22 protein-coding genes and 1 pseudogene are annotated in these 25,888 nt (G+C 69.7%); 2 read left to right on the forward strand and 21 right to left on the reverse strand.

Annotated features, from left to right (window positions below; all coding sequences use genetic code 11):
* The first annotated feature begins 36 nt into the window (after nt 1-36).
* Nucleotides 37-282 (forward strand): hypothetical protein, encoded by a 246-nt coding sequence (locus BLQ49_RS21745; protein ID WP_091719558.1) that lies wholly within the window; start codon nt 37-39, stop codon nt 280-282.
* A gap of 22 nt (nt 283-304) precedes the next feature.
* On the opposite strand, the gene BLQ49_RS21750 is transcribed toward BLQ49_RS21745, so the two are convergent.
* From BLQ49_RS21750 to BLQ49_RS21820, 15 genes are all read right to left on the reverse strand, one after another.
* On the reverse strand, nt 305-505 hold the full coding sequence (locus BLQ49_RS21750; RefSeq protein WP_091719560.1) for a hypothetical protein: 201 nt from the start codon (nt 503-505) through the stop codon (nt 305-307).
* A gap of 130 nt (nt 506-635) precedes the next feature.
* Complete coding sequence (recN, locus tag BLQ49_RS21755; RefSeq protein WP_091719562.1) at nt 636-2,309, reverse strand: DNA repair protein RecN; 1,674 nt, start codon at nt 2,307-2,309, stop codon at nt 636-638.
* Between the two features lie 277 nt (nt 2,310-2,586).
* Nucleotides 2,587-3,468 carry an outer membrane protein assembly factor BamD gene (locus tag BLQ49_RS21760; RefSeq protein ID WP_091719728.1) on the reverse strand — a complete coding sequence of 294 codons (882 nt, stop codon included), beginning with the start codon at nt 3,466-3,468 and terminating at the stop codon, nt 2,587-2,589.
* Nucleotides 3,469-3,658: 190 nt separating this feature from the next.
* Complete coding sequence (gene lpxC / locus BLQ49_RS21765) at nt 3,659-4,606, reverse strand: UDP-3-O-acyl-N-acetylglucosamine deacetylase (RefSeq protein ID WP_091719564.1); 948 nt, start codon at nt 4,604-4,606, stop codon at nt 3,659-3,661.
* 438 nt (nt 4,607-5,044) lie between these two features.
* Nucleotides 5,045-6,775 carry a cell division protein FtsZ gene (gene ftsZ / locus BLQ49_RS21770; protein WP_091719567.1) on the reverse strand — a complete coding sequence of 577 codons (1,731 nt, stop codon included), beginning with the start codon at nt 6,773-6,775 and terminating at the stop codon, nt 5,045-5,047.
* A gap of 86 nt (nt 6,776-6,861) precedes the next feature.
* Nucleotides 6,862-8,184, reverse strand: a complete 1,323-nt coding sequence (ftsA, locus tag BLQ49_RS21775; protein WP_091719569.1) for a cell division protein FtsA — start codon at nt 8,182-8,184, stop codon at nt 6,862-6,864.
* Between the two features lie 52 nt (nt 8,185-8,236).
* Complete coding sequence (locus BLQ49_RS21780; RefSeq protein ID WP_091719571.1) at nt 8,237-9,178, reverse strand: cell division protein FtsQ/DivIB; 942 nt, start codon at nt 9,176-9,178, stop codon at nt 8,237-8,239.
* Nucleotides 9,145-10,068 carry a D-alanine--D-alanine ligase gene (locus tag BLQ49_RS21785; RefSeq protein ID WP_091719573.1) on the reverse strand — a complete coding sequence of 308 codons (924 nt, stop codon included), beginning with the start codon at nt 10,066-10,068 and terminating at the stop codon, nt 9,145-9,147. The genes BLQ49_RS21780 and BLQ49_RS21785 overlap by 34 nt, the downstream gene beginning before the upstream one ends.
* 38 nt (nt 10,069-10,106) lie before the next feature.
* Nucleotides 10,107-10,463, reverse strand: coding sequence for a type II toxin-antitoxin system PemK/MazF family toxin (locus tag BLQ49_RS21790; protein WP_091719575.1), 357 nt, complete (start codon nt 10,461-10,463; stop codon nt 10,107-10,109).
* Complete coding sequence (locus BLQ49_RS21795) at nt 10,450-10,683, reverse strand: AbrB/MazE/SpoVT family DNA-binding domain-containing protein (RefSeq protein WP_091719577.1); 234 nt, start codon at nt 10,681-10,683, stop codon at nt 10,450-10,452. Before BLQ49_RS21795 ends, BLQ49_RS21790 begins: the two co-directional genes overlap by 14 nt.
* 30 nt (nt 10,684-10,713) lie before the next feature.
* Nucleotides 10,714-11,646, reverse strand: coding sequence for a UDP-N-acetylmuramate dehydrogenase (gene murB, locus BLQ49_RS21800; protein ID WP_091719579.1), 933 nt, complete (start codon nt 11,644-11,646; stop codon nt 10,714-10,716).
* Nucleotides 11,643-12,182 (reverse strand): endonuclease domain-containing protein, encoded by a 540-nt coding sequence (locus BLQ49_RS21805; protein WP_091719732.1) that lies wholly within the window; start codon nt 12,180-12,182, stop codon nt 11,643-11,645. Before BLQ49_RS21805 ends, murB begins: the two co-directional genes overlap by 4 nt.
* Nucleotides 12,183-12,186: 4 nt before the next feature.
* A complete protein-coding gene (murC, locus tag BLQ49_RS21810; RefSeq protein ID WP_091719581.1) occupies nt 12,187-13,593 on the reverse strand; it encodes a UDP-N-acetylmuramate--L-alanine ligase in 1,407 nt (468 codons plus the stop codon).
* A gap of 51 nt (nt 13,594-13,644) precedes the next feature.
* Nucleotides 13,645-14,754, reverse strand: a complete 1,110-nt coding sequence (gene murG, locus BLQ49_RS21815; RefSeq protein WP_091719583.1) for an undecaprenyldiphospho-muramoylpentapeptide beta-N-acetylglucosaminyltransferase — start codon at nt 14,752-14,754, stop codon at nt 13,645-13,647.
* On the reverse strand, nt 14,751-15,917 hold the full coding sequence (locus BLQ49_RS21820) for an FtsW/RodA/SpoVE family cell cycle protein (protein WP_091719585.1): 1,167 nt from the start codon (nt 15,915-15,917) through the stop codon (nt 14,751-14,753). The genes murG and BLQ49_RS21820 overlap by 4 nt, the downstream gene beginning before the upstream one ends.
* A gap of 255 nt (nt 15,918-16,172) precedes the next feature.
* Between BLQ49_RS21820 and BLQ49_RS21825 the strand changes: the two genes are divergently transcribed.
* The gene (locus BLQ49_RS21825; RefSeq protein WP_091719587.1) at nt 16,173-17,648 is read left to right on the forward strand and encodes a methyl-accepting chemotaxis protein; all 1,476 of its coding nucleotides are present in this window, start codon (nt 16,173-16,175) and stop codon (nt 17,646-17,648) included.
* A gap of 35 nt (nt 17,649-17,683) precedes the next feature.
* On the opposite strand, the pseudogene BLQ49_RS29140 reads toward BLQ49_RS21825, so the two are convergent.
* From BLQ49_RS29140 to BLQ49_RS21855, 6 genes and pseudogenes are all read right to left on the reverse strand, one after another.
* Nucleotides 17,684-18,024 (reverse strand): annotated as a pseudogene (locus tag BLQ49_RS29140) (ABC transporter permease subunit); the annotation flags it as partial.
* 274 nt (nt 18,025-18,298) lie between these two features.
* Nucleotides 18,299-19,663: a UDP-N-acetylmuramoyl-L-alanine--D-glutamate ligase gene (gene murD / locus BLQ49_RS21835; RefSeq protein WP_091719591.1), complete on the reverse strand. Its 1,365-nt coding sequence runs from the start codon at nt 19,661-19,663 to the stop codon at nt 18,299-18,301.
* A 204-nt stretch (nt 19,664-19,867) separates the two neighbouring features.
* Entirely contained in the window at nt 19,868-20,953 is a 1,086-nt protein-coding gene (gene mraY / locus BLQ49_RS21840) for a phospho-N-acetylmuramoyl-pentapeptide-transferase (protein ID WP_091719594.1), read from the reverse strand.
* A gap of 94 nt (nt 20,954-21,047) precedes the next feature.
* Nucleotides 21,048-22,499 (reverse strand): UDP-N-acetylmuramoylalanyl-D-glutamyl-2,6-diaminopimelate--D-alanyl-D-alanine ligase, encoded by a 1,452-nt coding sequence (locus BLQ49_RS21845; protein ID WP_425284022.1) that lies wholly within the window; start codon nt 22,497-22,499, stop codon nt 21,048-21,050.
* 17 nt (nt 22,500-22,516) lie between these two features.
* Nucleotides 22,517-23,977 (reverse strand): UDP-N-acetylmuramoyl-L-alanyl-D-glutamate--2,6-diaminopimelate ligase, encoded by a 1,461-nt coding sequence (locus tag BLQ49_RS21850; protein ID WP_091719598.1) that lies wholly within the window; start codon nt 23,975-23,977, stop codon nt 22,517-22,519.
* Between the two features lie 10 nt (nt 23,978-23,987).
* The gene (locus BLQ49_RS21855) at nt 23,988-25,865 is read right to left on the reverse strand and encodes a peptidoglycan D,D-transpeptidase FtsI family protein (RefSeq protein WP_425284025.1); all 1,878 of its coding nucleotides are present in this window, start codon (nt 25,863-25,865) and stop codon (nt 23,988-23,990) included.
* Nucleotides 25,866-25,888: the final 23 nt, after the last annotated feature.

Genomic DNA, 25,888 nt, shown 5'->3' on the forward strand with positions numbered 1-25,888 from the left:
TCCTACCGGTAACGGCACGGAAAGGACGTTGGAACCGTGGAGGGCGAAGGGGCCGATTCAGCGATCGAGGCGGATCCGGGCTGGCTGGCGCTGCATGCCGAGCGGGAAGCCGTGGAGCGTGCCCTGGCCCTGGCTCAGGCGCGTCAGAAGTTCAGCAGCGATCCCGCGGCGAGCGCGGCGGCGCGGCGCGAAGAAGCCGAGCTGCTCGTCAATCTCGACCGGGTTCTGACCTTGATCCGGGCCGCGGAATATCGCCGGAGGCCGGGGGCGCGCCGCTGGTGAGTCGCCGCGCGGCCGTGTCGACTCAGTTGGCCCGGCGGAGCTCCCGCTCCTTCTGGCGCAGGCGCAGGAGCAGTTCCACGTGGATGTCGGTGATCGGCTGCGTATCGACGCTGCCCTCGTAGACCGTACGGAGGGAAAGGCCGAGCTGGCGCGTGTCGATCGCGCGCTTCAGCGGTTCGCCCGCACCCAAAAGCGCCTCGGACTCGACGTCTGACCGCTTCATGGCTCCCTCCCGCCCATCGACCGCCCTGAACCCGCTGCGGTGCCGGGATGTCGATACTCTCGCCAGGAATGGTTAATAAAACGTTACCGTCAACCCACGGTTAAGGTTACCTGTCACCTTACGCGAGCGCCTAGCTGTCGGCGCCCTGGAGTAGACGCGCCGCCGCCGCGCGGGCTTCATCGGTCACGGTGGCGCCAGCGAGCATCCGTGCGATCTCCTCCCGGCGCTCCGCCACGGGAAGGCTCGCGACGCGTGTCGCGACCCGGCCCGCCCCCTTCACCGGCGCCTTCGCGATGAGGAAATGGGTCTCGGCGCGGGCGGCGACCTGCGGTGCATGGGTGACGGCCACAACTTGTACGGTCGCGGCCAGCCGGGCCAGGCGCAGGCCGATGGCGTCGGCCACCGCGCCGCCGACACCCGTATCGATCTCGTCGAAGATCAGGGTCGGGGCGGAGCCCTTGTCGGCCAGCACCACCTTGAGCGCGAGCATGAACCGTGACAACTCGCCGCCGGAGGCGACCTTCATCATCGGGCCGGGTTTCGTGCCGGGATTGGTCTGCGCCCAGAACTCAACCCGGTCGGTGCCGGCCGGATCGCGCGACTCGGGGTCGGTGACGATCTCGGTGATGAACCGGGCGCGCTCCAGCTTCAGAGGCGGCAATTCAGCCTTCACGGCGGCATCGAGCTGCTTGGCGGCCCGGCGGCGGCCGGCACTGAGCTTCTCGGCCGCCTCGGCGTAATTGGCTTCCGCTGCGGCGAGGGCCTGTTCCAGGCCCGCCAGGGCTGCTTCGCCGGCATCGATCGCCGCCACGTCGCCGGCATAGCGCTCGGCGAGCGCGGCCAGTTCGTCGGCCGGGATGTCGTATTTGCGCGAGGCCGCCCGCAACGCGAAGAGCCGCTCCTCCACCCGCTCCAGGTCCCGCGGGTCGAACTCGGTCTCCGCCACCGCCGCGTCGAGGACGGCGCGGGCCTCCTCGAGGGCCACGATCGCGGCGTCGAGGGCGTTGACGCAGGGATCAACGAGGGCGGGGAGCTGCGACGCGCGACGCTCCAGCTTGCGCAGGGCGGCGGAGATATGGGGCATCCCGGAATGGGGGCCGCCCACCGCCTCCAGCGCCTCGTTGAGCTCGCGCGCCACCTTCTCCGACTGCTGCATGATGCTGCGGCGCTCGGCGAGCTGCGCTTCTTCGCCGGGCTGGGGGGCGAGCTGCGCCAACTCCTCAACGGCATGGCGCAGGAAGTCGGCCTCCTTGCGGGCCGCCTCCACGCGTGCGCGCCGCTCGGCCAGGTCGGAGCGCGCGGTGCGGACCGCGCGGGACGCCGCCGCGACCTTGGCGAGCTGGCCCTGAAGACCCCCGAAGGCATCGAGGATCGCCCGGTGCGAGGCCGGGTCGGCGAGCGCCCGGTCGTCGTGCTGTCCGTGAATCTCCACCAGGGCGGCGCCGATCGCCCGCAGGACCTGGACGCCCACCGGCTGGTCGTTGACGAAGGCGCGGGTCCGGCCATCCGCCATCTGGGTCCGCCGCAGGATCAGGTCGCCCTCGGTGTCGATCTCGGCTTCGGTGGCGATCCGGCGGGCCGGATGGTCCAGGGGCAGATCGAACACCGCCGTGACGACGCCCTGCGTCTCGCCATGCCGGACGAGGCGGCCGTCGCCGCGTCCACCCAGCGCCAGGGCGAAGGCGTCGAGCAGGATCGATTTGCCCGCGCCCGTCTCCCCGGTCAGGACGCTGAGCCCGGATCGGAAGTTCAGTTCGAGGCGGTCGATCAGAACGATGTCGCGGATCGCGAGCTGCGCCAGCATGCGGCGGGGGCATTCCTCAGGAAGGGACCGCAGACATAAGGCCGTCGCGGCGGCGATTCACCCCAAAAATGCGCCGCACAACGGGAAAGGCCCGGAGCGGGCGCTCCGGGCCTCAATGTGTCTGCGGCAGCCGACCGATCAAGTCAGGGTTTCGAAAGGGCAAGACCTTTCGCAGGTCGAGGGCAAAGCCCTCGTCAAGATCTCAGGGCTCTGCCCTGAGCACCCGCCCGAGGGCCGTAGCCCTTGGGAAACCCGGAATCGCAAGCCCGGCGCAAACTTACTCGGCCGAGGCGGTCTTGCCTGCGACCGTGCGGTAGATCTTCGACAGGAACGAGCTCTTCTCCTCGCGCGGCTCAAGGCCGTTCTGGGCGAGCAGCGCGTGCGCATCCTTGTACCAGGGGCTCTCCGGGAAGTTGTGGCCGAGCACCGCCGCGGAGTTCTGCGCCTCCTGGGTGATGCCGAGCGCCCAGTAGGCCTCCGTCAGGCGCTCCAGCGCCTCCTCGGCGTGGCGGGTGGTCTGATACTTGGAGACCACATCGCGGAAGCGGTTGATCGCGGCCGGGAAGTTCCGCCGTTCCAGGTAGAAGCGCCCGACCTCCATCTCCTTGCCGGCGAGCTGGTCGCGGGTGATCTGGATCTTCGCCTTGGCGTCGGCGGCATATTCCGAGGTCGGATACTTCTGGACCAGTTCCTGAAGGGCGACCAGCGCCTTCTCGGAGCGCTCCTGATCGCGGGTCACGTCCGGGATCTGCTTATAGTTCGACATCGCCATCAGGTACTGCGCGTAGGCCGCGTCCTTGCTGGCCGGGTGCCGCTGCAGGTAGCGCTTCGAGGCGCTGATCGCGTCGTCGTACTTCTGGCCCTCGTAATTGGCGTAGGCTGTCATCAGCAGCGCCTTCCGGGACCACTCGGAATATTGGTACTGCTTGTCGAGGCTGTCGAACTTCTTGACGGCGCCCTCGTAGTCGCTGTCCTCGAGCTTGGCCAAGCCATCGCTGTAGAGCTTGTCGGCCGGGATGTCCGGGACGACCTCGGGCTTGTACTTCTCGGCGAAGAGATTGGTCGGATCGAAGTCGCAGCCGCCGAGGCCCAGGCCGAGGACGGCCACGAGGGGTGCCGCGAAGGCGACCGCCCGGCGATGACGAATGGTGACAGGCATCTGGCGCTCTTTCCCGGAAGCGGCGCCATCCCGCGCCGTCATGCCATCGCGTGCGTGGATCCGGCCCGCCGGGCCGTGCCCGCCGTTCACGGACCGTTAAACCGTGACCTTTGATTCGGGCACGAAAGCGGCAAGGCTGCGGCGGCCGGGATCGGTTGACGAGTGTGGCTCGCAGACCACAGGTTGATCGTCAGAGGTCGCCCGCGAAGGCGGCGAGTCCCAACCCGACGCCGAGTTCCGAGAGGACGGTCTCGCGCCGCGAGCCCTGCGCTTCGACGACGGCGTAGTTGGACCGGTCGGCCAGGAGCGCGGAGAGGATGCCGACATTCATTCGATGGCCGCCGCAATAGGACCGGTAGGCCCCCTGGATCGGCAGGCCGGCCAGGGCGAGGTCGCCGATCGCGTCGAGGATCTTGTGGCGGACGAACTCGTCCGGGAAGCGCAGCCCCTCGGGATTGACCACCGCGCTTTCGCCAACCGCCACCGTGTTCTCCAGGGAGGCGCCGAGGGCGAAGCCCGCTTTCCAGTAGCGCTCCACGTCGCGCATCATCCCGAAGGTGCGGGCGCCGGCGATCTCGCGGCGATAAGCGGCGGGGGACAGGTCCATCGCCTTGCGCGAGCGGCCGATCACCGGGCTCTCGAAGTCGATCTCGACATCGAGACGGAAGCCCCGGTCGATCGGCCGGAGTTCCGCGAAGGCGCTGCCTGTCTCGATGCGGACGTGGCGCAGAACCTTCAGCCAGCGCCGGGGCGTATCGCAGGTGGCGATCCCGACCTGGTCGATCGCCTGTACGAAGGGGAGCGCGGAGCCGTCGAGGATGGGCATCTCGGGCCCGTCGATCTCGATCAGCGCGTTGTCGACGCCCAGGCCGAAGAGGGCGGACATCAGATGTTCGACGGTGGCCACCGCGCCGGTCTCGACATCCCCCAGGACGGTGCAGAGCTCGGTGGCGGAGACGAGGGCATGATGCGCCTTGATCAGGCGGTCGTTGCCGAGGGGAGTGCCGGTGCGGAGGAAAGCGATGCCGTGATTGGCGGGTGCGGGCCGGAGGGTGATCTCGGCAGGGTTCCCGGAATGGACTCCGATGCCCGAAAGAGTCGCCGGCCCTTTGAGGGTCGTCTGTTTCAGCGTTCGCATTCCTTAGCCCCCGGCCGCGATCAGGTTCCGCCATTCCGACCGGGAATGGCAAAAACTGACTGATCCGTCCGCTGCTTGATGCCCCTGCTCACGCGATCAGGTTGTATCCCGATGCATGTCTCGTCGGTCTCGGTGCTTCTATAGCTGCACCGCACAGGGCAGCCAAATCACGGATTCTTACGCTCTGTTACAGACACGCTTCTGGTCTGGCAGACGCAAAATGCTGTGTGATCAATGACTTAAAAAGTGGTTAACGCGCGACTAAGCGGCGGCTAATCTGTGTCGCAGATGCACCACGCATCCCCACTTCACACACCCAACGCAGGTGAGACAGCGACCGCGCCAGATTCGGGGTTGAACCTGAAGTTGCAAACAACGACGCGAAGGGCCGGCGGTCGCCCGCCGGCCCTGGCCCCCTTCACCGAGGTGCGCGGTTCTTCAGTTCGCCTGGCGACGGAGGAAAGCCGGGATTTCCAGCTGGTCGTCATCCATCATGCGTGGCTGGGGCGCCATCCGACCCTGGGGGTCGAGATGACCCTGCGCCGGGCGATATTGCGGGACCGCGGGGGCCGCCGGGGCGCGCGGGGCCGGGGGAATGTGCGACTGCGCCATCTGGGGCTGCGGCGCCGCGGACCTGACCGCGGGGGCAGCGCCCTCGACCTCGTCGCGACGACCGCCGAAGCCGACCGTGGCAAGCCGCCGCAGCAGCGAAGTCCGCTTGGATTCCGGAGCGGCCTCCTCGGCGGCGCGGTTCGCCAGGATCTGGTTCTGGGCGATCGGCGGCAGCTCGTGGATCTGCGGCATCCGCGGGGCCCGGGCGAGCGGCGTGCCGCCCGGGGCTGCCGGACGCGGCGGCACGAACGGGCCGGCCTGAAGCTGCGGCGCGGGCTCGGCCGGCAGCGGCGCGGGCGGCGGGACGAACGGGGCGGCAGCCCGGGGCTGGACCGGGGCGAGCACGACATCGTCGCGGCTCACCGGAGCGGCGGGCTCCCGGCTGACCGGCATCTCGGGGCGCATCTCGGGGGCCGGCTGCGGCGCGGCGGGGGCCGGAGCGGGCGCCGGGGCGACCGACTCGGTGCGGATGCTCGGCACCGGCGAGGCGGCGCGCGAGCGCGCCTCGGCGCGCAGGCGCTCGGCAACCTCGGCGATGCGCTGCTCGGTCTCGGCCATCGCCGGGTTGTTGGGCGAATTCGCCGCGATCAGGGCCGGCTCGATGCCGGTGGCGACCACAGACACGCGGATGATGCCGTCCAGGCTCTCGTCGAAGGTGGCGCCCAGGATGATGTTGGCGTCCTGATCGACCTCCTCGCGGATGCGAGTGGCGGCCTCGTCGAGCTCGTACAGGGTCAGGTCCGAGCCGCCGGTGATCGAGATCAGCAAGCCGCGGGCGCCCTTCATCGACACGTCGTCGAGGAGCGGGTTGGCGATGGCGGCTTCCGCGGCGCGGTTGGCGCGCTTCTCGCCCGAGGCCTCGCCGGTGCCCATCATGGCCTTGCCCATGCCGCGCATGATCGCCCGCACGTCGGCGAAGTCGAGGTTGATGAGACCCTCCTTCACCATCAGGTCGGTGATGCAGGCGACGCCCGAGTACAGCACCTGGTCGGCCATCGCGAAGGCATCCGCGAAGGTGGTCTTCTCGTTGGCGACCCGGAACAGGTTCTGGTTCGGGATCACGATCAGGGTGTCGACCGCGGCCTGCAACTCCTGGATGCCGGACTCGGCGGTGCGCATCCGGCGGACGCCCTCGAACTGGAACGGCTTGGTCACGACGCCGACCGTCAGGATGCCCATGTCGCGGGCCGCCCGGGCGATGACCGGCGCGGCGCCGGTGCCGGTGCCGCCGCCCATGCCGGCGGTGATGAAGCACATGTGGGCACCCGAGAGCTGGTCGCGGATCTCGTCGATCACCTCGTCGGCGGCGGCCGAGCCGACCTCCGGGTGCGAGCCGGCGCCGAGGCCCTGGGTGACGCCCAGGCCCATCTGGATCACCCGCTCGGCCTTCGAGGAGGTGAGCGCCTGCGCGTCGGTGTTGGCGACGACGAACTCGCAGCCCAGCAGGCCCGACTCGATCATGTTGTTGACGGCGTTGCCGCCGGCGCCGCCCACGCCGAAGACGGTGATGCGGGGCTTCAGTTCCCGGATGTCCGGCGCCTGGAGGGTGATGGCCATGGTGTCGAGCCTCTCGCTAACTGTGCTGTCCGTGCGACGCCGGGGCGCCGGATTCTCTTCAATCCGCCCGTGGGGCGGGGCGAAACCTAGAAGCTGTCCCGGAGCCAGCGGCCGACCCGGTTCAGGTAGTTGTCGGTTCCCGTAGCCGCGAAGGCGCCGTGCCCCCGCGGCTCGAAATGCTCGGCATGAGCCACCTGCGGGTAGACCAGCAGGCCGACCGCCGCCGAGAAGGCCGGACCCTTGGCGGCTTCCGGCAGGCCCCGGATCCCGAGGGGGCGGCCGATCCGCACCTGGCCCTGGAGGACGCGCCGGGCGACCTCCGGCAGGCCGACGAGCTGGCTGGCGCCGCCGGTGAGCACCACCCGCCGGCCGGCCTGCGCGGCGAAGCCCGCCTCGCGCAGCCGATCGCGCACCAGCTCGATCACCTCCTCGACCCGGGGCTTGATGATCCGCACGAGCTGCGAGCGCGGGATGTGGGCTGGGGCCTCGCCCTCGTCCTCGCCCACCCCATGGACCGCGATCATGTCCCGCTCGTCGGAGGGCGTGGACAGGGCCGAGCCGTAGAGGGTCTTCAGCCGTTCGGCCGCCGCCATGCGGGTGGAGAGGCCGCGGGCGATATCCATGGTGACGTGATGGCCGCCGACCGCGACCGCATCCACATGGACGAGGTGGCCGCCGGAGAACACGCCGACGCTCGTCGTGCCGCCGCCCATGTCGACGACGCAGACGCCCATCTCGGCCTCGTCATCGACGAGTGCGGACAGCCCTGCCGCGTAGGGCGTGGCGATCACCGCCTCGACCCCGAGGTGGCAATGCTCGACCGCCAGCATGACGTTGCGGGCGGCCGCCAGCTCGCTGGTGACCACGTGCAGATCGACGCTCAGCGCCTCGCCGATCATGCCCGACGGGTCGATGACGGCGCCCTGCCCGTCGAGGGCGTAACCGGTCGGCAGGGCGTGCAGCACGGCGCGGCCGGGGCTGACGCCGTGGGCGCTCGCGGTCTCCAGCACCCGCTCGACATCGCTGCCCGTGACGGTGCCGGAGCGGACGTTCACCCGCGCCTGGAAATGCTGTGAGGCGAGCCGGCCGCCCGACATGTTGACGATGACCGACTGGACCTCGACCTTCGCCATCCGCTCGGCGGCGTGGACCGCCTGACGGATCGCCCCCTCGGCGGCGGCGAGATCCACGATGGCGCCGCCCTTCAGCCCGAGGGAGCGCTGATGGCCGATGCCGATGATGCGCGCGAGGTGCGTGCGGCCCCGCAGCGTGGTCAGCGCCTCGGCGGGCTGCAGCTCTGCGATGAGGCAGACGACCTTGCTGGTGCCGATGTCGAGCACCGAGAGGGTGGTCGAGCGTCGGGCCGAGAGCGGCTTCAGGCGCGGCGTGAGGCCGTGGTGGCTGTGCATTGACGCTACCGGACGCGGAGAGCGGGACGGGCGGAGGTCTTGGTCGAGGTCATCAGCTGGCCGCGCCCTTCTTCTTCGCCTTCTGGGCCTCCGCACGGGCGGCGGCCGCCTCCTCGGTCAGGCGCACCACGAGGCGGTCCGGCATGCGCAGGTCCACCGCGATGATGTCCTTCTCCAGGAGGCCGGCCTCGCGCTCGAACCGGACGAGGCGGGCGAGCGCGGCGGCCGGATCGACCTCGGGCAGGCGCACGTCGACGCCGTCGAGCTTGAGGGTCCAGCGCCGGCCGGAAACGTAGGTGCCGGCCTTGATTCGGTCGGCCAGCGGGCCGGCGGCGGCGATCAGGGCGAGGTATTCGGGCAGCTTGGTGTTGGCGTCCTCGCCGACCACCAGGGGCAGGCTGGCGTAGCGGTCGTCCCGCATGGCGTCGATGACGGTGCCGTCGGCCGCGATGACGCTGAGCTCGCCGTTCTTCTGCCAGAGGGCGGCGGGCTCGCGCTCCACCTGGGTGATGGCGATCTCGTTCGGGTAGATCTTGCGCACCGAGGCCTGGGCGATCAGCGGCACGCGCAGCAGCTTCTCGCGCACGGCGTTAACGTCGAGGAACGGCACCGAGGAGCGCCAGTCGATGCCGGCGGCGGCCAGGACCTCGCGCTCATACATTCGGGAGATGCCCGAGATGGTCACGCGCTCGACGCCGAAGCCGAGAACCCGCGCGGCGATGTCGAGGGGGCGACCCTGCTCGGCCACGAAGGCGTCGTAACGCCCGCTCGCCACGAAGCCGGCCAGCGCAAAGGCGGCAAAGGTCATGGAGACGGCAACCGTTCCGGTGCCGCGGGACAAGCGTGCGCCCAGGCGCTGGCCGGAGCGCGTGCGGCGAACCGAGAGCGATCGGGACGGAAGCCGAGCCATCACGGCCCCGGCGAGACGCGCGGGACCGCTCCGGCCGGCGGCGTCGCCGCTCAGCGATTCAGGGAAGCGTCCTCCACCATCCATCGGACGAGCTCACCGAAACTCAGGCCCGCATGGGCCGCCATATCCGGCACAAGGCTCGTCTGGGTCATGCCGGGTTGCGTGTTGACCTCGAGGACCACGAGCCGCCCGGTTCCACCTGGCGTATCGTCGAATCGAAGGTCGGCACGGCTGACGCCCCGGCAGCCCAGTGCTTGATGCGCCGTTAACGCCAGTTCTTGGACACGCTGGTAAACATTTGGTTTAAGTTCGGCCGGCAGCACGTGCAGCGAGCCGCCGGGGGCGTACTTCGCGTCGTAGTCGTACCACTCGCCCGTCGTGGCCTTCACCTCGATGACCCCGAGGGCCTTGTCGCCCATCACGCCGCAGGTGAGTTCGCGGCCAGCTATGTAAGGTTCGACAAGGACTTGCTCGCCGTAGGCCCAGTCCTCCGTGCCGAGGATCTGGGGCGGGTGCGAGCGGCCGTCGCGCACGATGATCACCCCCATCGATGAGCCCTCCGCGTTGGGTTTCACCACGTAGGGTGGCGGCAGGGCGTGTGTCCTGGCGGCCTCACGACGGTTAACGATCCGGCCCTCCGGCACGTCGATGCCAGCGGCGCGCATCACCATCTTGGCCTTGTCCTTGTTCATCGCGAGCGCCGAGGCGAGGACGCCGGAATGGCTGTAGGGGATCTTCAGGATCTCCAGCAGGCCCTGAATCGTGCCGTCCTCTCCGTCCGGGCCATGGAGCGCATTGAAGGCCACGTCCGGTCGGAGCGCACTCAGCACGGAGGCGATGTCGGGCCCGACATCGACGCGGGTGACCCGGTAACCCTCCCCTTCCAGGGCGTCCGCGCAGGCCTTGCCCGAGTTGAGCGAGACCTCGCGCTCGGCGGAGGTGCCGCCCAGGAGGACGGCGATGTGCTTGGACATGGTGGACTCCGGGGCGGGACGGTGGCTGGACGATCGGCTCAGGCCGGGCCGATCAGGCTTTGGATCGTGGCGTAAACCTGCGCGGCCGTGTCGGTTGGCAGCGTCCCAATGCGGCGCAGGATCCGGGTTGGCTCAATGCAGGCGATCTTGAGCGGGCGGACGACGGAGGCGACACCGAGGCCGGCGGATCGGAAATCCTCGATCGGCACATCGCCCCCGACCCGCGCATTGCGGGCACTCGTGATCATCGCGATCCATACGTAGCCGACCGCGGCGACGGCCGCGCCCGACACCACGACAGCGGGTCTCCGCTTCTCGGCAAGACGGTCCGAATACGGGAAGGGCACGACCACGACCGCCCCGGCCGGCAGATCCGGCGGCTCAGAGGTCGGCATAGTCTTCATCGTCGATTGGGCCGGCCCATTCCGTGAAGGCCACGAACGGGTCCTCGCCCTCCGGCGGCGCCTTGTCGATCCGGATGCCGTCCGGCGTGATCCGGTAGCGAAGACGATCACCGGGCCGAATGGACAGGTGCTCGCGCACCTCCGGCGGCAGGACCGTCTGGCTTTTGACCGAGACTTTTGAATAGGCGGTCGTGGAAGCCCGATCTGGCATGCACCAGAGCCCTCTCGATTGGCTTACATCTTACTGGCTTACGGGCAGCGAGCCAACTCCGATCCTGCGGATCTCCCAACGCAGCTCGACGCCACTGGTCTCCCGCACTCGGCGGCGGACTTCCTCGCCGAGACCTTCGATATCGGCCGCGGTGGCGGTGCCGGTGTTGATCAGGAAGTTGCAGTGCATCGCGCTGACCTGCGCCCCGCCGCGCGTCAGCCCACGGCAGCCGGCGGCGTCGATGAGCTGCCACGCCTTGCCGCCCTCCGGGTTGGCGAAGGTCGATCCGCCGGTGCGCTCGCGGATCGGCTGGGCCGCCTCTCGGGCGGCGGTGACCCGCTCCATCTCGGCCTCGATGGCGGCACGATCGCCGGGCTTCCCGCGGAACAGGGCGCGGGTGAAGATCACATCCTCCGGCGCGCCCGAATGGCGGTAGGAGAAGCCCATCTCGGCGTGGCTGAAGGTGCGCCGCGCGCCCCGGCGATCGATGCCGCTTGCCTCGATCAGCACGTCGGTGGTCTCGCCGCCATGGGCACCCGCATTCATGCGCAGCGCGCCGCCGATGGATCCCGGGATGCCGCGGTAGAAGGCGAGCCCGTCGAGCCCGGCCTCGGCGGCGGCCTTGGCGAGGCGCATGTCGGGCACGGCGGTGCCGACCGCCAGGGTCTCACCATCGACCGCAATGCTGCCGAAAGCTTTTCCGCCCAGGCGGATCACAACGCCCGGCACGCCGCCGTCGCGGACGATCAGGTTGGAGCCAAGCCCGATCACCGTCACCGGCACGTCCGGTTCGAGGGCGGCGAGGAGGCGGGCGAGATCCTCGTCGTCGGCCGGGGTGAACAGCACCTCGGCTGGGCCGCCGACGCGGAACCACGTGAGGTCGGCGAGCGGCTGGTCGGCGAGCAGGCGCCCGCGGAGGTCTGGCGCCGCGGCGCGGATGCGGTCGTGGAGGGATGCGGTCATAGGTGTTTCTCCCCTCGCCCCGCTTGCGGGGAGAGGGCTCCGGCGACCTTGTCGTCGCCGGAGCGAGGCGGCAGCCGAGGGTGAGGGGGCGGCTCCGGATATGCCTCGACCGGAGCCGCCCCCTCACCTTCGCCCTTCGGGCTCGCCGCGCCGACGACAGGGTCGTCGCGGCCCTCTCCCCGCGTGCGGGGAGAGGGAGGAAGCACGGCCAGGATAGTGTCCATCACACCGACGATGTTGTCCGCGACCTCGGCGTTCCAGAAGCGCAGGATGCGATAGCCCTGCACGGCCAGCCACGCGTCGCGAACGCGATCGTGTTCGCTCTCGGCGTGCTGGCCGCCATCCAGCTCGATGATGAGGCGGCCCTCCCGGCAGCAGAAATCCGCGACGTAGCGGCCGATCGACTCCTGACGGACGAACTTGAACCCGGCCAGACGCCGGTCGCGCACACGATACCAGAGACGGCGTTCCGCTTCGGTCTGTGACTCGCGCAGGCCCCGCCGGAAACGACTCCGTTCCGTATCGGCCTCGCGCATCCCCTCACCGTCCCCGCGCGGCGAGCTCATCCGGCAGTGCGTAGGCCCATTGGGTGATCGTGCCGGCGCCGAGGCACACCACGTAATCCCCTGGCTTCGCCAGCTCCCCGATGATGCCGGCCAGCTCCTCCGGTCGCTCCAGCGCCCGGGCGTCCCGGTGGCCGCGGGAGCGCAGGCCCGCCACGAGGCTGTCGCGGTCGAACCCCTCGATCGGCTGCTCGCCGGCCGCGTAGACCGGGGCGACGATCACCGTGTCGGCGTCGTTGAAGCAGGTGCAGAAATCGTCGAACAGCGATTGCAGCCGCGTGTAGCGGTGCGGCTGCACCACCGCGATCACCCCGTGCTCGGTCGAAGCGCGGGCGGCCTTGAGCACCGCCTTGATCTCCACCGGATGGTGCCCGTAATCGTCGAAGATCGTCGCGCCGTTCCATTCGCCGGTGCGGGTGAAGCGCCGCTTCACGCCGCCGAAGCCCGCCAGCGCATTGCGGATCGCCTCCGGCTTCACGCCGAGTTCGTGCGCCACCGCCAGCGCCGCCGTGGCGTTGAGGGCGTTGTGCTTGCCCGGCATGGGCAGGACGAGATCCTCCATCTCCATCCGGTAGCCGGGGCGACGGTCGCGGATCATCACCCGGAAGCGGCTCTGGCCCCCGCGGAGATCCACGTCGATCAGGCGCACGTCGGCCTGCGGGTTCTCGCCGTAGGTGATGATCCGCCGGTCCTCGATATGGCCGACGAGGTCCTGCACGACCGGGTGATCGGTGCACATCACGGCAAACCCGTAGAACGGGATGTTGTCGATGAAGCGCCGGAACGCGTCCTTGACCGCCTCGAACGAGCCGAAATGGTCGAGATGCTCGGGATCGATATTGGTGACGATCGCTACGTCGGCGGGCAGCTTGAGGAAGGTGCCGTCGGACTCGTCGGCCTCCACCACCATCCAGTCGCCCTCGCCCATCCGGGCGTTTGTGCCGTAGGCATTGATGATGCCGCCGTTGATCACCGTCGGATCGAGGTTGCCGGCATCGAGGAGTGTGGCGACCAGGGAGGTGGTCGTGGTCTTGCCGTGCGTGCCCGCGATGGCGACGCAGGACTTGAACCGCATCAACTCGGCCAGCATCTCGGCCCGGCGGACCACGGGGAGGCGGCGCTCCCGGGCTGCCTGCAACTCGGGATTGTCGCGCCGGATCGCCGTGGAAACGACCACGAGGGCCGCCTCCGCGACGTTGTCGGCGTTGTGGCCCACGAAGGTGCGCATGCCCTTCTCGGCAAGCCGCCGGACGTTGGCGTTGTCGGAGGCGTCCGAGCCCTGCACCGTGTAGCCGAGATTGTGCATCACCTCGGCGATCCCGGACATGCCGATGCCGCCGATGCCGATGAAGTGGATGGGGCCGAGCTTGTCGGGCAGCTTCATGGGTCGAACCGTCTGGTGGCGGGATCGCCGGTTTCGGAATCCCTCAAGAATTCAGGTGCGGGCGGCCGTCTCGATGACGACATCGGCCAGCCTTTCGGCGGCGTCATGGATGCCCGCGCTTCTGGCTGCATCGGCCGCCGCGGTCAATTTTGCCGGCGTCGCGAAGCAGGCGGTAAGCTCCGCGGCGAGGCGATCCGGGGTGAAGTCCGATTGCTTGATCGCCAGAGCCGCGCCGATCGCGTCGAGGGTCGCGGCGTTGGCGGCCTGGTCCTGATCGAGGGAGCCCGGCAGCGGCACGAGGATCGCCGGTCGGCCGATCGCCGCCAGTTCCGAGACCGTCGAGGCGCCCGAGCGGCCGATCACGAGGTGGCTCGCGGCCATCCGAGCGGGCAGATCCTTGAAGAACGGCGCCGCCTCCAGCCCGGCAAGCCCCATCGCGAGGTAGCGGTTCTGTACCGCCGTCAGGTCCTCGGATCGGACCTGCTGGACGAGGTGCAGCCGGGCGCGCAGGGCATCGGGTAGGCGGGCGATCGCCTCCGGCACGACCTCGCCCATCACCCGGGCACCCTGGCTGCCGCCGAACACCAGCAGCCGCAGGGCATCACCGTCGCCGAAGGGCGGGAACGGGATCTTCGCCGCCTCGATGACGGCCGGGCGCAGCGGGTTGCCAGTATGGATGCGCGGGGCTTTTGCCTTGTCGGGCACGCCGCGCACCACCTTGAAGCCGGTGGCGATCGTGCGGGCGCCGCGGGCCAGGAAGGCGTTGGCCCGGCCCATCACGGCGTTCTGCTCGTGGAGGATCGTGGGCACGCGCAGGATCTGGCCGGCCAGGACCGGAGGCACGGTCGGGTAACCGCCGAAACCCACGATGGCGGCCGGGTTGATCCGCCGGATCTCCTTCGCGGCGACCCCGAAGCCGCGGCCCAGCGTCAGCACGGCGCCGGCCCGCTTCAACGGTGAGCGGCCCGACGGCGTCGCCGACGCGATGGTGATCACCTCGGAGGCCGGGAACTCGGAGGCGATCGCGTCGACGCGGGCGTCGGTGGCGAGCGCCACCCGGATACCCCGGGCCCGCAGCGCGTGGGCGAGGCTCTCGGCCGGGAACAGGTGGCCGCCGGTGCCGCCCGCGCTGAGCAGGATCGTGGGGGTGAAGACGGTCACTGCATCATCCCGGCGACAGTGGCGGGCGCGGTTCCGGGGGGCTTCTGGCTGAGCAGCACGCTGCGCGGTCGCTTGCGGGTCAGGGCGACGAGGAAGCCCGTGCCGAGCGCCAGCGAGATCATCGACGAACCGCCGAAGGAGATGAACGGCAGGGTCATGCCCTTGGCCGGCATGAGCTGGGTGTTCACCGCCATGTTGATGCAGGCCTGCAATCCGAAGAGCGTGGTCAGGCCGGTGATCGCCAGCCGCGAGAAGGTGTCGTCGGTGCGCCGGGCGAGCTTGAGTCCACGCAGCACGATGAAGGCGAACAGGGCCACGAGGCACAGGCACACGATGACGCCGAATTCCTCGCCGGTGACCGAGAAGATGAAGTCGGTATGTGCATCCGGCAGGTGGCGCTTGGCTACCCCCTCCCCCGGTCCGGTGCCGAACCAGCCCCCCGAGCGGAACGATTCCCGGGACCAGAAGTCCTGGAACCCGCCGCCGGAATCCCGGTCGAGGAATTTGTTGAAGCGCTCGCGGACGTGGTGGAAGAACAGGTAGGCCGCGAACACGCCGCCAAGCCCGAGCACGCCGAGCAGAGCCACCCAGATCAGGTGCAGGCCGGCGACGAAGAACAGCGCGCACCACACCATGGTGATCAGCATGGTCTGGCCGAAATCGGGCTGGAGCAGAAGCGGCACGATGGTGATCGGCAGCAGCAGCAGCGCCAGAATGCCGCCCGGCATGTCGCGGCGTTGCGCGCCCTCCGAGAAGGCCCAGGCGGCCACCACCACGAAGGCCGGCTTCACGAATTCGGAGGGCTGAAGGCCGATCGGTCCGAACTGGATCCAGCGATGCGCGCCCTTGATCTCCGGGCCGAACTTGCCGGCGAGGAGGCAGAGCGCGACGCCGCAGATCCAGGTGACCAGCGCCAGCCGCCGGACCCCGCGCAGGGACAGGAACGACACCGCGCAGATCAGCAGGATGGTCGGCGCGAGGTACATCGCCTGCCGGTTCAGGAAGTAGAAGGTCGGCAGGCCGATCCGCTCGGCGACCGGGGGGCCGCCGCCCATCAGGAAGACGAGGCCCGCGACCATCAACGCGAACAGGGCCGCGAGCAGGCCGCGGTCCACGGTCCACCACCAATCGGTCAGCGGGGTGCGTTCGGCGCGTGACATCATGCCGGGCAACGACTCCAGGCCGCGCGGATTCCGGTCCGCGCGGGTCGGGCCGGATCCTGTGCAGGAATGGTAAACGGAGGCTTATGGCGCCGGCCATCTGCTGCGGCCCGGCAGCTGACGGATATACGGTCATCAATCCTCCAATACTTATATGAGGATACGCTATGTTAATTTCAGTGTTGCAACCTCCGGATGCATCGATCCGGCGGCTCGACGCGCGACGCTGCCGATCCGTCAAGCGGAAGCCGACACGCCATGTTCGCCAGACAGAATAGCCGTGAAGCCCAGGCCAAGCTCGCAGCCCTCGACCGCGTCCAGGGTGTGATCGAGTTCGATCTTACCGGGCGGATCCTCTCGGCGAACCAGAATTTCCTCGATGTCGTCGGCTATACGCTGCCCGAGATCGTCGGCCAGCACCACAGCCTGTTCATGGATTCGGCGCAACGCGATTCGGAGCCGTATCGCGCATTCTGGGAGCGCCTGCGCACCGGCGCCTTCGAGTCCGGCCAGTTCCAGCGGGTGGGCCGCGGCGGCCGCCCGATCTGGATTCAGGCCTCCTACAACCCGATGCTCGATACCCGCGGACGGCCCTACAAGGTGGTGAAGTTCGCCACCGATATCACGCGGCAGCGGACCGAGGAGGCCGACCGCGCCGGCCAGATCGCCGCCATCGACAAGGTTCAGGCGGTGATCGCCTTCGACCTCGACGGCACGGTGCTTGAGGCGAACGACAACTTCCTTCTCGCGATGGGCTACGCCCGCGAGGAGATCGTCGGGCGGCATCACAGCCTGTTCGTCGAACCCGCCACCCGCGACAGCGAGGCCTATCGCGCGTTTTGGGCGGCCCTGCGCGGCGGCACATACCAAGCGGCGCAGTTCCGGCGGATCGGCAAGGGCGGCCGCGAGGTCTGGATCCAGGCCTCCTACAACCCGATCCTGGATGCCGGCGGGCGGCCCTACAAGGTGATTAAGTTCGCCACCGACATCAGCGATCAGGTCCATCTGCTCGCCAACCTGCGCACGCTCATCGACCAGAACTTCGGCGAGATCGAGCAGGCGGTGTCACACTCGACGAAGGCGGCCGCGCTGGCTTCCTCGGCGGCGGATTCGACCGCCGGCAACGTCCAGACCGTGGCAGCGGCCGCCGAGGAGCTGGCGGCGTCCGTGGCCGAGATGTCCCAGAGCATCGTGCGCTCCCAGGGCGCCACCGACACCGCCTATGCCTGCGTCCAGGATGCGGATGCCCACACCAAACGGCTCGCCGACACCGCGACCGCGATGACCAGCATCGTCGGCCTGATCCAGAACATCGCCGGCCAGATCAACCTCCTGGCACTCAACGCCACGATCGAGGCGGCGCGTGCCGGCGAGGCCGGCCGCGGCTTCGCGGTGGTGGCCTCCGAGGTGAAGGCGCTGGCCGATCAGGCGGCGCGCGCCACCGGGCAGATCAACGGCGAAATTGCCAGCGTCCAGCGGGTCTCGCAGGAAGTGGTGGAGGCGCTGGGCTTGATCGGCAGTTCGGTCTCGGTGATGCGCGAGACCGTCGTGGCGACGGCCGCAGCTATCGAGGAGCAGAGCGCGGTGACGCGCGATCTCGCCGAGAACATGCAGAGCGCCTCCGGAGCGGTCACGGCGATCACGGGGAATATCGGCGCGATCGTGCAATCGGTGGCGGGCGTCTCGCACGCGGTGGGGACCACCCGCGAGGCCGCCAAGGTCCTGGCGCGCTGAAGGCCCCTCGGGGCGATGATCTTGCCGTGCTCCCACCAGGGCACGAGCCGACGCTCGCGCCGCCGCAGGTGTGATGAGAACGCCAGGGCGCAGGCGGCGATGACATCGATCCCGAGGAAGACCACGTCTGTCGCCAGGAACTGGGCGGCGGACATGATCATGACGCCGCTGCCGCGGGTCGCCGCGATGACTACGGCGGCCATGAGCGTCGCCCAGCTGACGCTCATGGCGATGCGCAGCCCAGTCAGGATCTCCGGCAGGGCACCCGGCAGGACCACGGTGCGCGACACTTGGGGCGGGTTCCGCCGAGCGACAGGCCCGCGTCGATGCGCTCGGTCGGCAGCCCACGCAGGCCCGCCTGCGCCGACAGACTGATCGCCCAGGTTGGATGGCCTGGCCGGTACGGAACGACGCATTCTGCTTGGCAACGAGCGCCGCGAAGGTTCTGAGAAACCCCCGGGATTGGAGGCGCGAACCGGGTGGAGGCCAACAAGGCGTCGACGGTCGGCGCGGGGTCGCGCGGGGGTTCGCCCTCTGAAGTCCGATCAGAGGGAAGGTCGTTTCGGCCACGAACCGCCCATGGGTCGGCTGCGGCAACCGTTTCTCACGCGCGACCGGGGCAATCGCCCCCGCGAATCAGGTGGGGCGCGTTACCCTAGCGCCTGCACCAGCTCGCGGAACCGGTTGCCGCGCACCTCGAAGTTCGGGAACTGGTCGTAGGAGGCGCAGGCCGGCGAGAGCAGAACCACCGGCTCGGGGGCGCCCGAGGTGGCGGCGTTCTCGGCGGCCTTCGGGACCGCGACCTCCAGCGTCTCGCAGCGTGTGTAGGGCACCGCGCCTTCCAAGGTCGCCGCGAAGGCGTCCGAGGCCGCGCCGATCAGATAGGCGTGGGCGACGCGCTCGAAATACGGCACAAGCGGGAAGATGCCGCCGTCCTTGGCCTTGCCGCCCAGGATCCAGTGGATGTCCCGGAAGGCCAGAAGTGCCTTCTCGGTGGAATCCGCGTTGGTCGCCTTCGAATCGTTGACGAACAGCACGGGGCCGCGCCGCCCGACCTCCTCCATCCGGTGCGGCAGGCCGGGGAAGGAGCTCAGCCCCGCCTGGATCGCCTCGCCGGAGAGGCCAAGCGCCCGCGCCACTGCCACCGCCACCGCGGCGTTCTGCCAGTTATGGGCGCCCCTGAGCGAGCCGATCCCGTTCACGTCGGCGAGCGGCGTGCCGTCCGGCTCGCGGACGATCCCGTCCCGCACCGTCAGGGCATCGGTGGCCAGCACGTCGCCCTGGGGCACGTGCACACGCGCGATGTCGGTGCCGCGCCTGTCGGCGATGGCGCGGCTTGGCGCATCGTCGACGCCGACCACAGCGAGGGCCGCCCCGCGAATCAGCCGCTCCTTGATGGCGGCGTACTGCTCCATCGTGCCGTGGCGGTCGAGGTGGTCTGGGGTGATGTTCATCAGCACGCCGACGCTTGGGTCCAGGCTCGGCGTCAGATCGATCTGGAACGACGACATCTCGATCACGTGGACGCGCCCCTCTGCGGGCGGCTCCAGCGACAGGATCGCGGTGCCGATATTGCCGCCCATCTGAACGTCGCGGCCGCCTTGCGCGAGGACGTGGGCGATCAGCGCCGTGGTCGTCGACTTGCCGTTGGTCCCGGTGATCGCCACGAACGGCGCCCCGGGGGCCTGTGCCCGGCGTTCGCGGCAGAACAGCTCGATATCGCCGATGATTTCGACGCCGGCATCCCGGGCGCGGCGGACGCTCCAATGTGGCTCGGGGTGGGTCAGGGGCACGCCGGGACTCAGCACCAGGGCCGTGAAGTCCGACCAATCGGTCTCACGCAGGTCCTGAATCGTGATCCCCGCCTCCTGCGCGCGGACGCGGCTGTCGTCGCTATCGTCCCAGGCCCGCACGTCCGCCCCGCCCGCCTTCAGCGCCTGGGCCGTGGCGAGGCCGGAGCCGCCAAGCCCGAACAGGGCGACTTTACGATCGGCGAAGGTGGTGATCGGCGTCATGGGAAGCTCGGGAAGCGAAAGGGGCGGGCCGAGCCCACCCAATCCCCTCATCCCGAGATGCCCGCGTCGGCGGCCCGCGAAGGAGCCCTCCAGCCAGCGCACGATCCCTGGAGGGCTCCTTCGAGGCCGCTTCGGCGCGACGGCACCTCAGGATGAGGACCTGGGTGGGATCAACCACTTAAGACGGCTCTCTACCACACTTTCTCAGCGCAGCTTCAGCGTCGCCAGGCCGGCCATCGCCAGGATCACCGCGATGATCCAGAACCGGATCACCACCTGCGGCTCCTTCCAGCCCTTCTGCTCGAAATGGTGGTGGATCGGCGCCATTCGGAAGACGCGTTTGCCCGTCAACTTGAACGAGGCAACCTGGATGATGACCGACATCATCTCCAGCACGAACAGGCCGCCGACGATCGCCAGGACGATCTCGTGCTTGGCCGCCACCGCGATGGTGCCGAGCAGGCCGCCGAGGGCGAGCGAGCCGGTATCGCCCATGAAGATCTGGGCCGGGGGCGCATTGAACCACAGGAAGCCCAGGCCCGCCCCGATCACCGCGCCGCACACCACCGCGAGCTCGCCGGTGTCGCGGACGTAGTTCACCTGCAGGTAGCTCGCCGTGAAGGAGTTGCCCACGAGGTAGGCGATGAACCCGAAGGTGCCGCAGGCGATCATCACCGGCACGATGGCCAGCCCGTCGAGTCCGTCGGTCATGTTCACGGAATTGCCGGCGCCGACGATCACGAAGGCGCCGAACAGCGGGTAGAACCAGCCGAGGTTCAGCAGCGCGTCCTTGAACACCGGGAAGGCGAGCTGGTTCTGCAGCGCCGCGGGGGAATAGACCGCGATGGTCACGCAGGCCGCGAGGGCGATCGTCGCCTCCAGGGCCAGACGGAACTTGCCGGAAAAGCCCTTGTGCGACTGCTTCGTCACCTTGAGGTAGTCGTCGTAGAAGCCGATCGCCCCGAAGCCGAGGGTGACGGTCAGCGTGATCCAGACGTAGTGATTGCGGGGATTGGCCCAGAGCAGGATCGCCACCACGGCGCCGGCCAGGATCATCAACCCGCCCATGGTCGGCGTGCCGCGCTTGGTCAGCAGGTGGGTCTGCGGCCCGTCCTCGCGGATCGGCTGGCCCTTGCCCTGGCGGATGCGCAGGAGCGAGATGATCCAGGGTCCGAACCAGAACACGAACAGGCCCGCCGTGAACAGCGCGCCGCCGGTGCGGAAGGTGATGTAGCGGAACACGTTCAGCGGCGTGAAGCTGCCGCTCAGTTCCGAGAGAAGATACAGCATCCGGGCGCTCGGCCCCTTCGTTCAGGCGGGGGTTTCAGGGGGCGGCATCGAACGTCCGGGACGCTCGGCCGCGTCGATCATCTCAGGCGCGGGATCAGGGACCCGTCGCGAGGGCGCGCCGCGCCGGGTCGTTCGCGTAGCGGGCTTTCAGCGCCTCGACAATCCGGCCCATGCGGCTGCCGTTCGATCCCTTGATCATCACGGCGTCGCCGGGGCGCAGGATCCGGGCAAGCGGCTCGATCAGGTCGGCGGCGGTGTCGGCGACGCCGCCCCGGCGGCTCACCGGCAGCGCCTCGAACAGGTGGCGCGTCAGGGGGCCTGCCGTGAAGACGAGGTCGATACGCGCCGCCTCGATCGCTTCGGCAAGGCCGCGGTGGAGATCGGGAGCGGCGGCGCCGAGTTCCAGCATGTCGCCGAGCACTGCGATGCGGCGCCCGCGCGGGCCGGTCTCGATGCCGGCCAGCGTCGCGAGCGCGGCGCGGACGGCGGTCGGGTTCGCGTTGTAGCTCTCGTCGATAAGGTAGGCGGTGCCGCCGTCGATCTCGAGAGCGGTGCGTGCCCCGCGCCCGACCGGCGGGGACAGCGTGCCGAGCGCCAGGGCGGCCCGGGCGAGGTCGGCGCCGAGCGCGTGGATCACCGCCATGACGCCGAGCGAGTTCAGCGCCGTGTGCCGCCCGGCGGTGCCGAGCTTGTAGGTGACGGGCTCACCCATCACCACCGCGTCCACCACCGAGAGATCGGGGCGCAGCACGATCCGCTGGGCGCGGACGTCGGCCTCGGGGTGCTCGCCGAAGCTGACGATCCGTCCGGCGCGAGAGGCCTGCGCGTGGGCGACGAGCCGGTCGAAATGCGGAACGTCCCGGTTGATGATCGCCACGCCGCCGGGCTGAAGGCCGGAGAAGATCTCGCCCTTGGCGTCCGCAATGGCGGCGAGCGAGGCGAAATGCTCGATATGGGCGGGCGCGATCGTCGTGATCAGCGCGATATCGGGCCGGACCTGGGCGGTGAGCGGCACGATCTCGGCGCCGTGGTTCATGCCGATCTCGAAGATGCCGTAGCGCGTCGCAGCCGGCATCCGGGCGAGCGTCAGCGGCACGCCCCAGTGGTTGTTGTAGGAGGCCGCCGAGGCGTGGGTCTCGCCCTGTTCCGACAGGACGTGGCGCAAGGCCTCCTTGGTGCCGGTCTTGCCGACCGAGCCCGTCACCGCCACCACCTGGGCCTTCGTCCGCGCACGGGCGGCCGCGCCGAGGCGGATCATCGCCGTGAGCACCGGATCCTCGCCGGCCTCCGGCACCGCCAGCAGGGGGCCATGCGCGGCCAGCGCCTCGGCCCGATCCTCGCGCACCACCGCGGCGCCGGCCCCACGCCCGAGGGCGTCGGCGACGAAGTCGTGGCCGTCGCGCGCCTCGCCCCGGATGGCGAAGAACAGGTCGCCCGGCGCGAGGGTGCGCGTGTCGATCGAGGCGCCGCCGATCTCGCGGTCCGCGCCGGTCAGGCGCCCGCCGGTAGCGGCCTCAAGCTCCTCGCGGGTCCAGAGTGCGGTCATCATCTCCCCCGTCGCCGTCAGGCGCCCGCCCCCGCGATGGCGGCGCGCAAGACCGCGTGATCCGAGAACGGCAGGGTTCGATCCCCCACGATCTGGCCGGTTTCATGACCCTTGCCGGCTACGACCAGCACATCGCCCGGCCCGAGCCGGTGCACGGCGGTACGGATCGCCGCCTCCCGGTCGCCAATCTCCTCGGCGCCCGGGGCCGCCGCCAGGATTGCCCGGCGGATCGAGGCCGGCTCCTCGGTCCGGGGGTTGTCGTCGGTGACGATGACCGTGTCGGCGAGGCGCCGCGCGATGGCGCCCATCAGCGGGCGCTTGCCCCGGTCGCGGTCACCGCCGCAGCCGAACACCACGACCAGCCGGCCGGTCGCGAAGGGCCGGAGCGCGGTCAGCACGCTTTCCAGCGCCTCGGGCTTGTGCGCGTAATCGACGAGGCAGAGCCCGCCCCGGGCCTCGCCGATCCGCTCCATGCGGCCCGGCACGCCTGTGAGATGGTCGAGGGCCGCGAAGACGCCGTCGGGATCGGCCGCGCCCGCTGGGGTGGCCAGCGCGAGGCCGGCCGCCACCAGGGCGTTCTCGACCTGGAACTCCCCGACCAGCGGCAGGCGCAATGTGCGGACGCGTCTTCCCTCGACGAGCCGGACCGCCTGGGCGAACCCCTCCATCCGGACGGACTCGACCCGAAGGTCCCGACCGGCACGCCCGACCGTGCGAACGGGCCGCCCGGCACCCTCTGCGGCGGCGATCACCCGGTCGGCATAGGCCCCGTCGGCGTTGACGACGGCCGGGCCGCCCGGCGGCAGTAGATCGGTGAACAGCCGAAGCTTGGCCGCGAGATAGTCTTCGATGCTCGCGTGATAATCGAGATGGTCCCGGCCGAGATTGGTGAAGCCCGCCGCAACGAGCCGCACGCCGTCGAGGCGGCGCTGCTCGATCCCGTGCGAGGACGCCTCCATGGCCAGCTCGGTTACGCCCTCCTGGGCGAGCCGCGCCAGGGTCTCGTGCAGCGTCACCGGATCCGGTGTGGTCAGCGAGCCGTACTGCGCACCACGGTTCGTGACGATCCCGACCGTGCCCAGGCTCGCCGCGTCGCGGCCGAGGCGCGACAGGATCTGGCGCACGAAATCGGCCACTGAACTCTTGCCCGCGGTGCCGGTCACCGCCACCACGGTCTCCGGCTGCGATCCGGCGAAGCGCGCGGCGGCGAGCGCCAGGGCCCGTCTGCCATCCGCCACCGGGATCCAGGCCACCGCCGCCGGCAGATCGGCGGGCCGCGTCCCCTCCCCGGCCACCGCCACGGCGCCGCGATTGGCGGCTTGCGCGGCGAAGCGGCGCCCGTCGGCCTTGGTGCCCGGCACGGCGACGAACACCGTGCCGGTGGCGACCTGCCGGCTGTCGGCGGTCAGGCCGGTCACCGTCAGATCGGCGGCCGGGCCGGAGGCTTCGGGGAAGAGTTCGGCGAGCCGGGTGGTCATGATACCCCCCTCACGGGCCGCCGAGTTGGTTGACGTGGTAGGCGTTGAGCTTGACCATCTGCGGGAACGGACGCACCGGCGGCTCGAATTGCGGCGGCAGGCCGAGGATCGGCGCCACCCGCTCGATCACCTTGCCGGTGACGACGCCCGAGTTCCAGGCCGCGGTGGCGTAGCCGCCGGATTCCGGCAGGCCCTGCGGCTCGTCCATGATGGTGACGAACAGGTACTTCGGGTCGTTCATCGGCGCCGCCGCCATGAAGGTCGTGAACAGGCGGTTGTGGATGTAGCGGCCGCCGATCACCTTCTCGGCGGTGCCAGTCTTGCCGCCCACGAAGTAGTACGGGATCGCGGCCTTCTTGGCCGAGCCCTCGGTGGCGTTCAGCCGCATAATGTAGCGCATCGCCTCGGAGGTCTGGGCCGAGAGCACGTGCGCTGCCTTGGCCTTCGCGTCATCTTGGGTGGTCTTGAGGAAGGTCGGGGTGATGAGGTCGCCGCCGTTGACGATGGCGCCCACCGCCATCGCGGCCTGAATTGGCGCCACCGCGATGCCGTGGCCGAACGCGATGGTGATCGTGTTGATCTCGCTCCAGCGGGAGGGAACGATCGGCGCCGCGCTCTCGGGCAGCTCCGTGCGCAGCCGGTCGAGCAGGCCCATCTTCCGCAGAAAGGCCTTGTGGCCGGGCACGCCGACGCCGAGCGCCATCTTGGCCGAGCCGATGTTGGAGGAGTGCGTGAACACCTCCGGCATGGTGATGACGCGGTTGGTGCCGTGATATTCGTGGATCTTCTGGCGCCCCCAGTTCAGCACGCCGCCGCGGGTGTCGAAGGTCGAGTTGACGTTGTACTTGCCGGATTCGAGCGCCATGGCGAGGGTCATCGCCTTGAAGGTCGAGCCCATCTCGTAGACGCCGACATTCATGCGGTTGATCCGGTCGGGCGAGAGCGCGTCCTTCGGGTCGTTCGGGTCGAAATCCGGCATCGACACCAGCGCGATGACCTCGCCGGTCTTCACGTCGAGGATCATCGAGGCGCCGGCCTTGGCCTTGAAGTGGTCGATGCCCCAGGCCAGCTCGTCGCGCACGGCGAACTGGGCGCGCAGGTCGATCGAGAGCTGCACCGGCTTCAGGTCGGCCTGCTTGTTGATCAGGCCGAAGCTGTTGAGCGCCTGAATGCCGGTGGAGTCGATGTACTTCTCGATGCCCGCGATGCCGATGCCGTCGAGGTTCGTGGCGCCCAGGATGTGGGCCGCCGCGACGCCGTTCGGATAGACGCGCTTGTGGTCGGGCAGGAAGCCGATGCCAGGGATGCCGAGCCGGTGGACCTCGGCCTGCTGCTTCGGGGTCAGCTCGCGCTTTACCCAGACGAAGCCCGCGCCGCTGCGGCCCTTGCGCGAGGACAGCTTGGCGCGCAGCTCCGAGGCGTTGAGTTCCGGCAGCACCGCGGTGAGCAGTTCGACCGCCTCGTCCTTGTCGTAGATGTTGCCCGGTTCGGCGAAGACCGAGACCGTGCGGATGTCGGTCGCCAGGATCTCGCCGTTGCGGTCGACGATGTCGGGCCGGAAGGCCGTCGAGGAGGCCGCCGCGACCCGGTGCTCCTGGCTCGGCGGGTCGCCGAAGATCGCCATCGCCAGGAGCTTCGCCGAGATCGTCCCGAACACCCCGACGAAGACCAGCCCGACCAGGGCCACGCGCATGTGCGACCGCTCGATAGCCAGCCGGAACATGCTGCGCAGGAATGCCTTGGCGCGGTCGGCCCGCGGCTCCGGCGGCAGTGCCTCCTCGGGGATCGGGCGCGGCGCCATCGCGGCATGGGCCAGGGCGGCGGCTTCGAGCAGCGCGGCCTCGTGTTCCGGGACCTCGGTCTCGGTCGCCGGCGCCGCATCAAGCATCTGATCGGTGTCTTCGGACACGG

Origin of the sequence: Methylobacterium phyllostachyos (assembly GCF_900103445.1) — a bacterium.
GTDB classification, from domain to species: domain Bacteria; phylum Pseudomonadota; class Alphaproteobacteria; order Rhizobiales; family Beijerinckiaceae; genus Methylobacterium; species Methylobacterium phyllostachyos.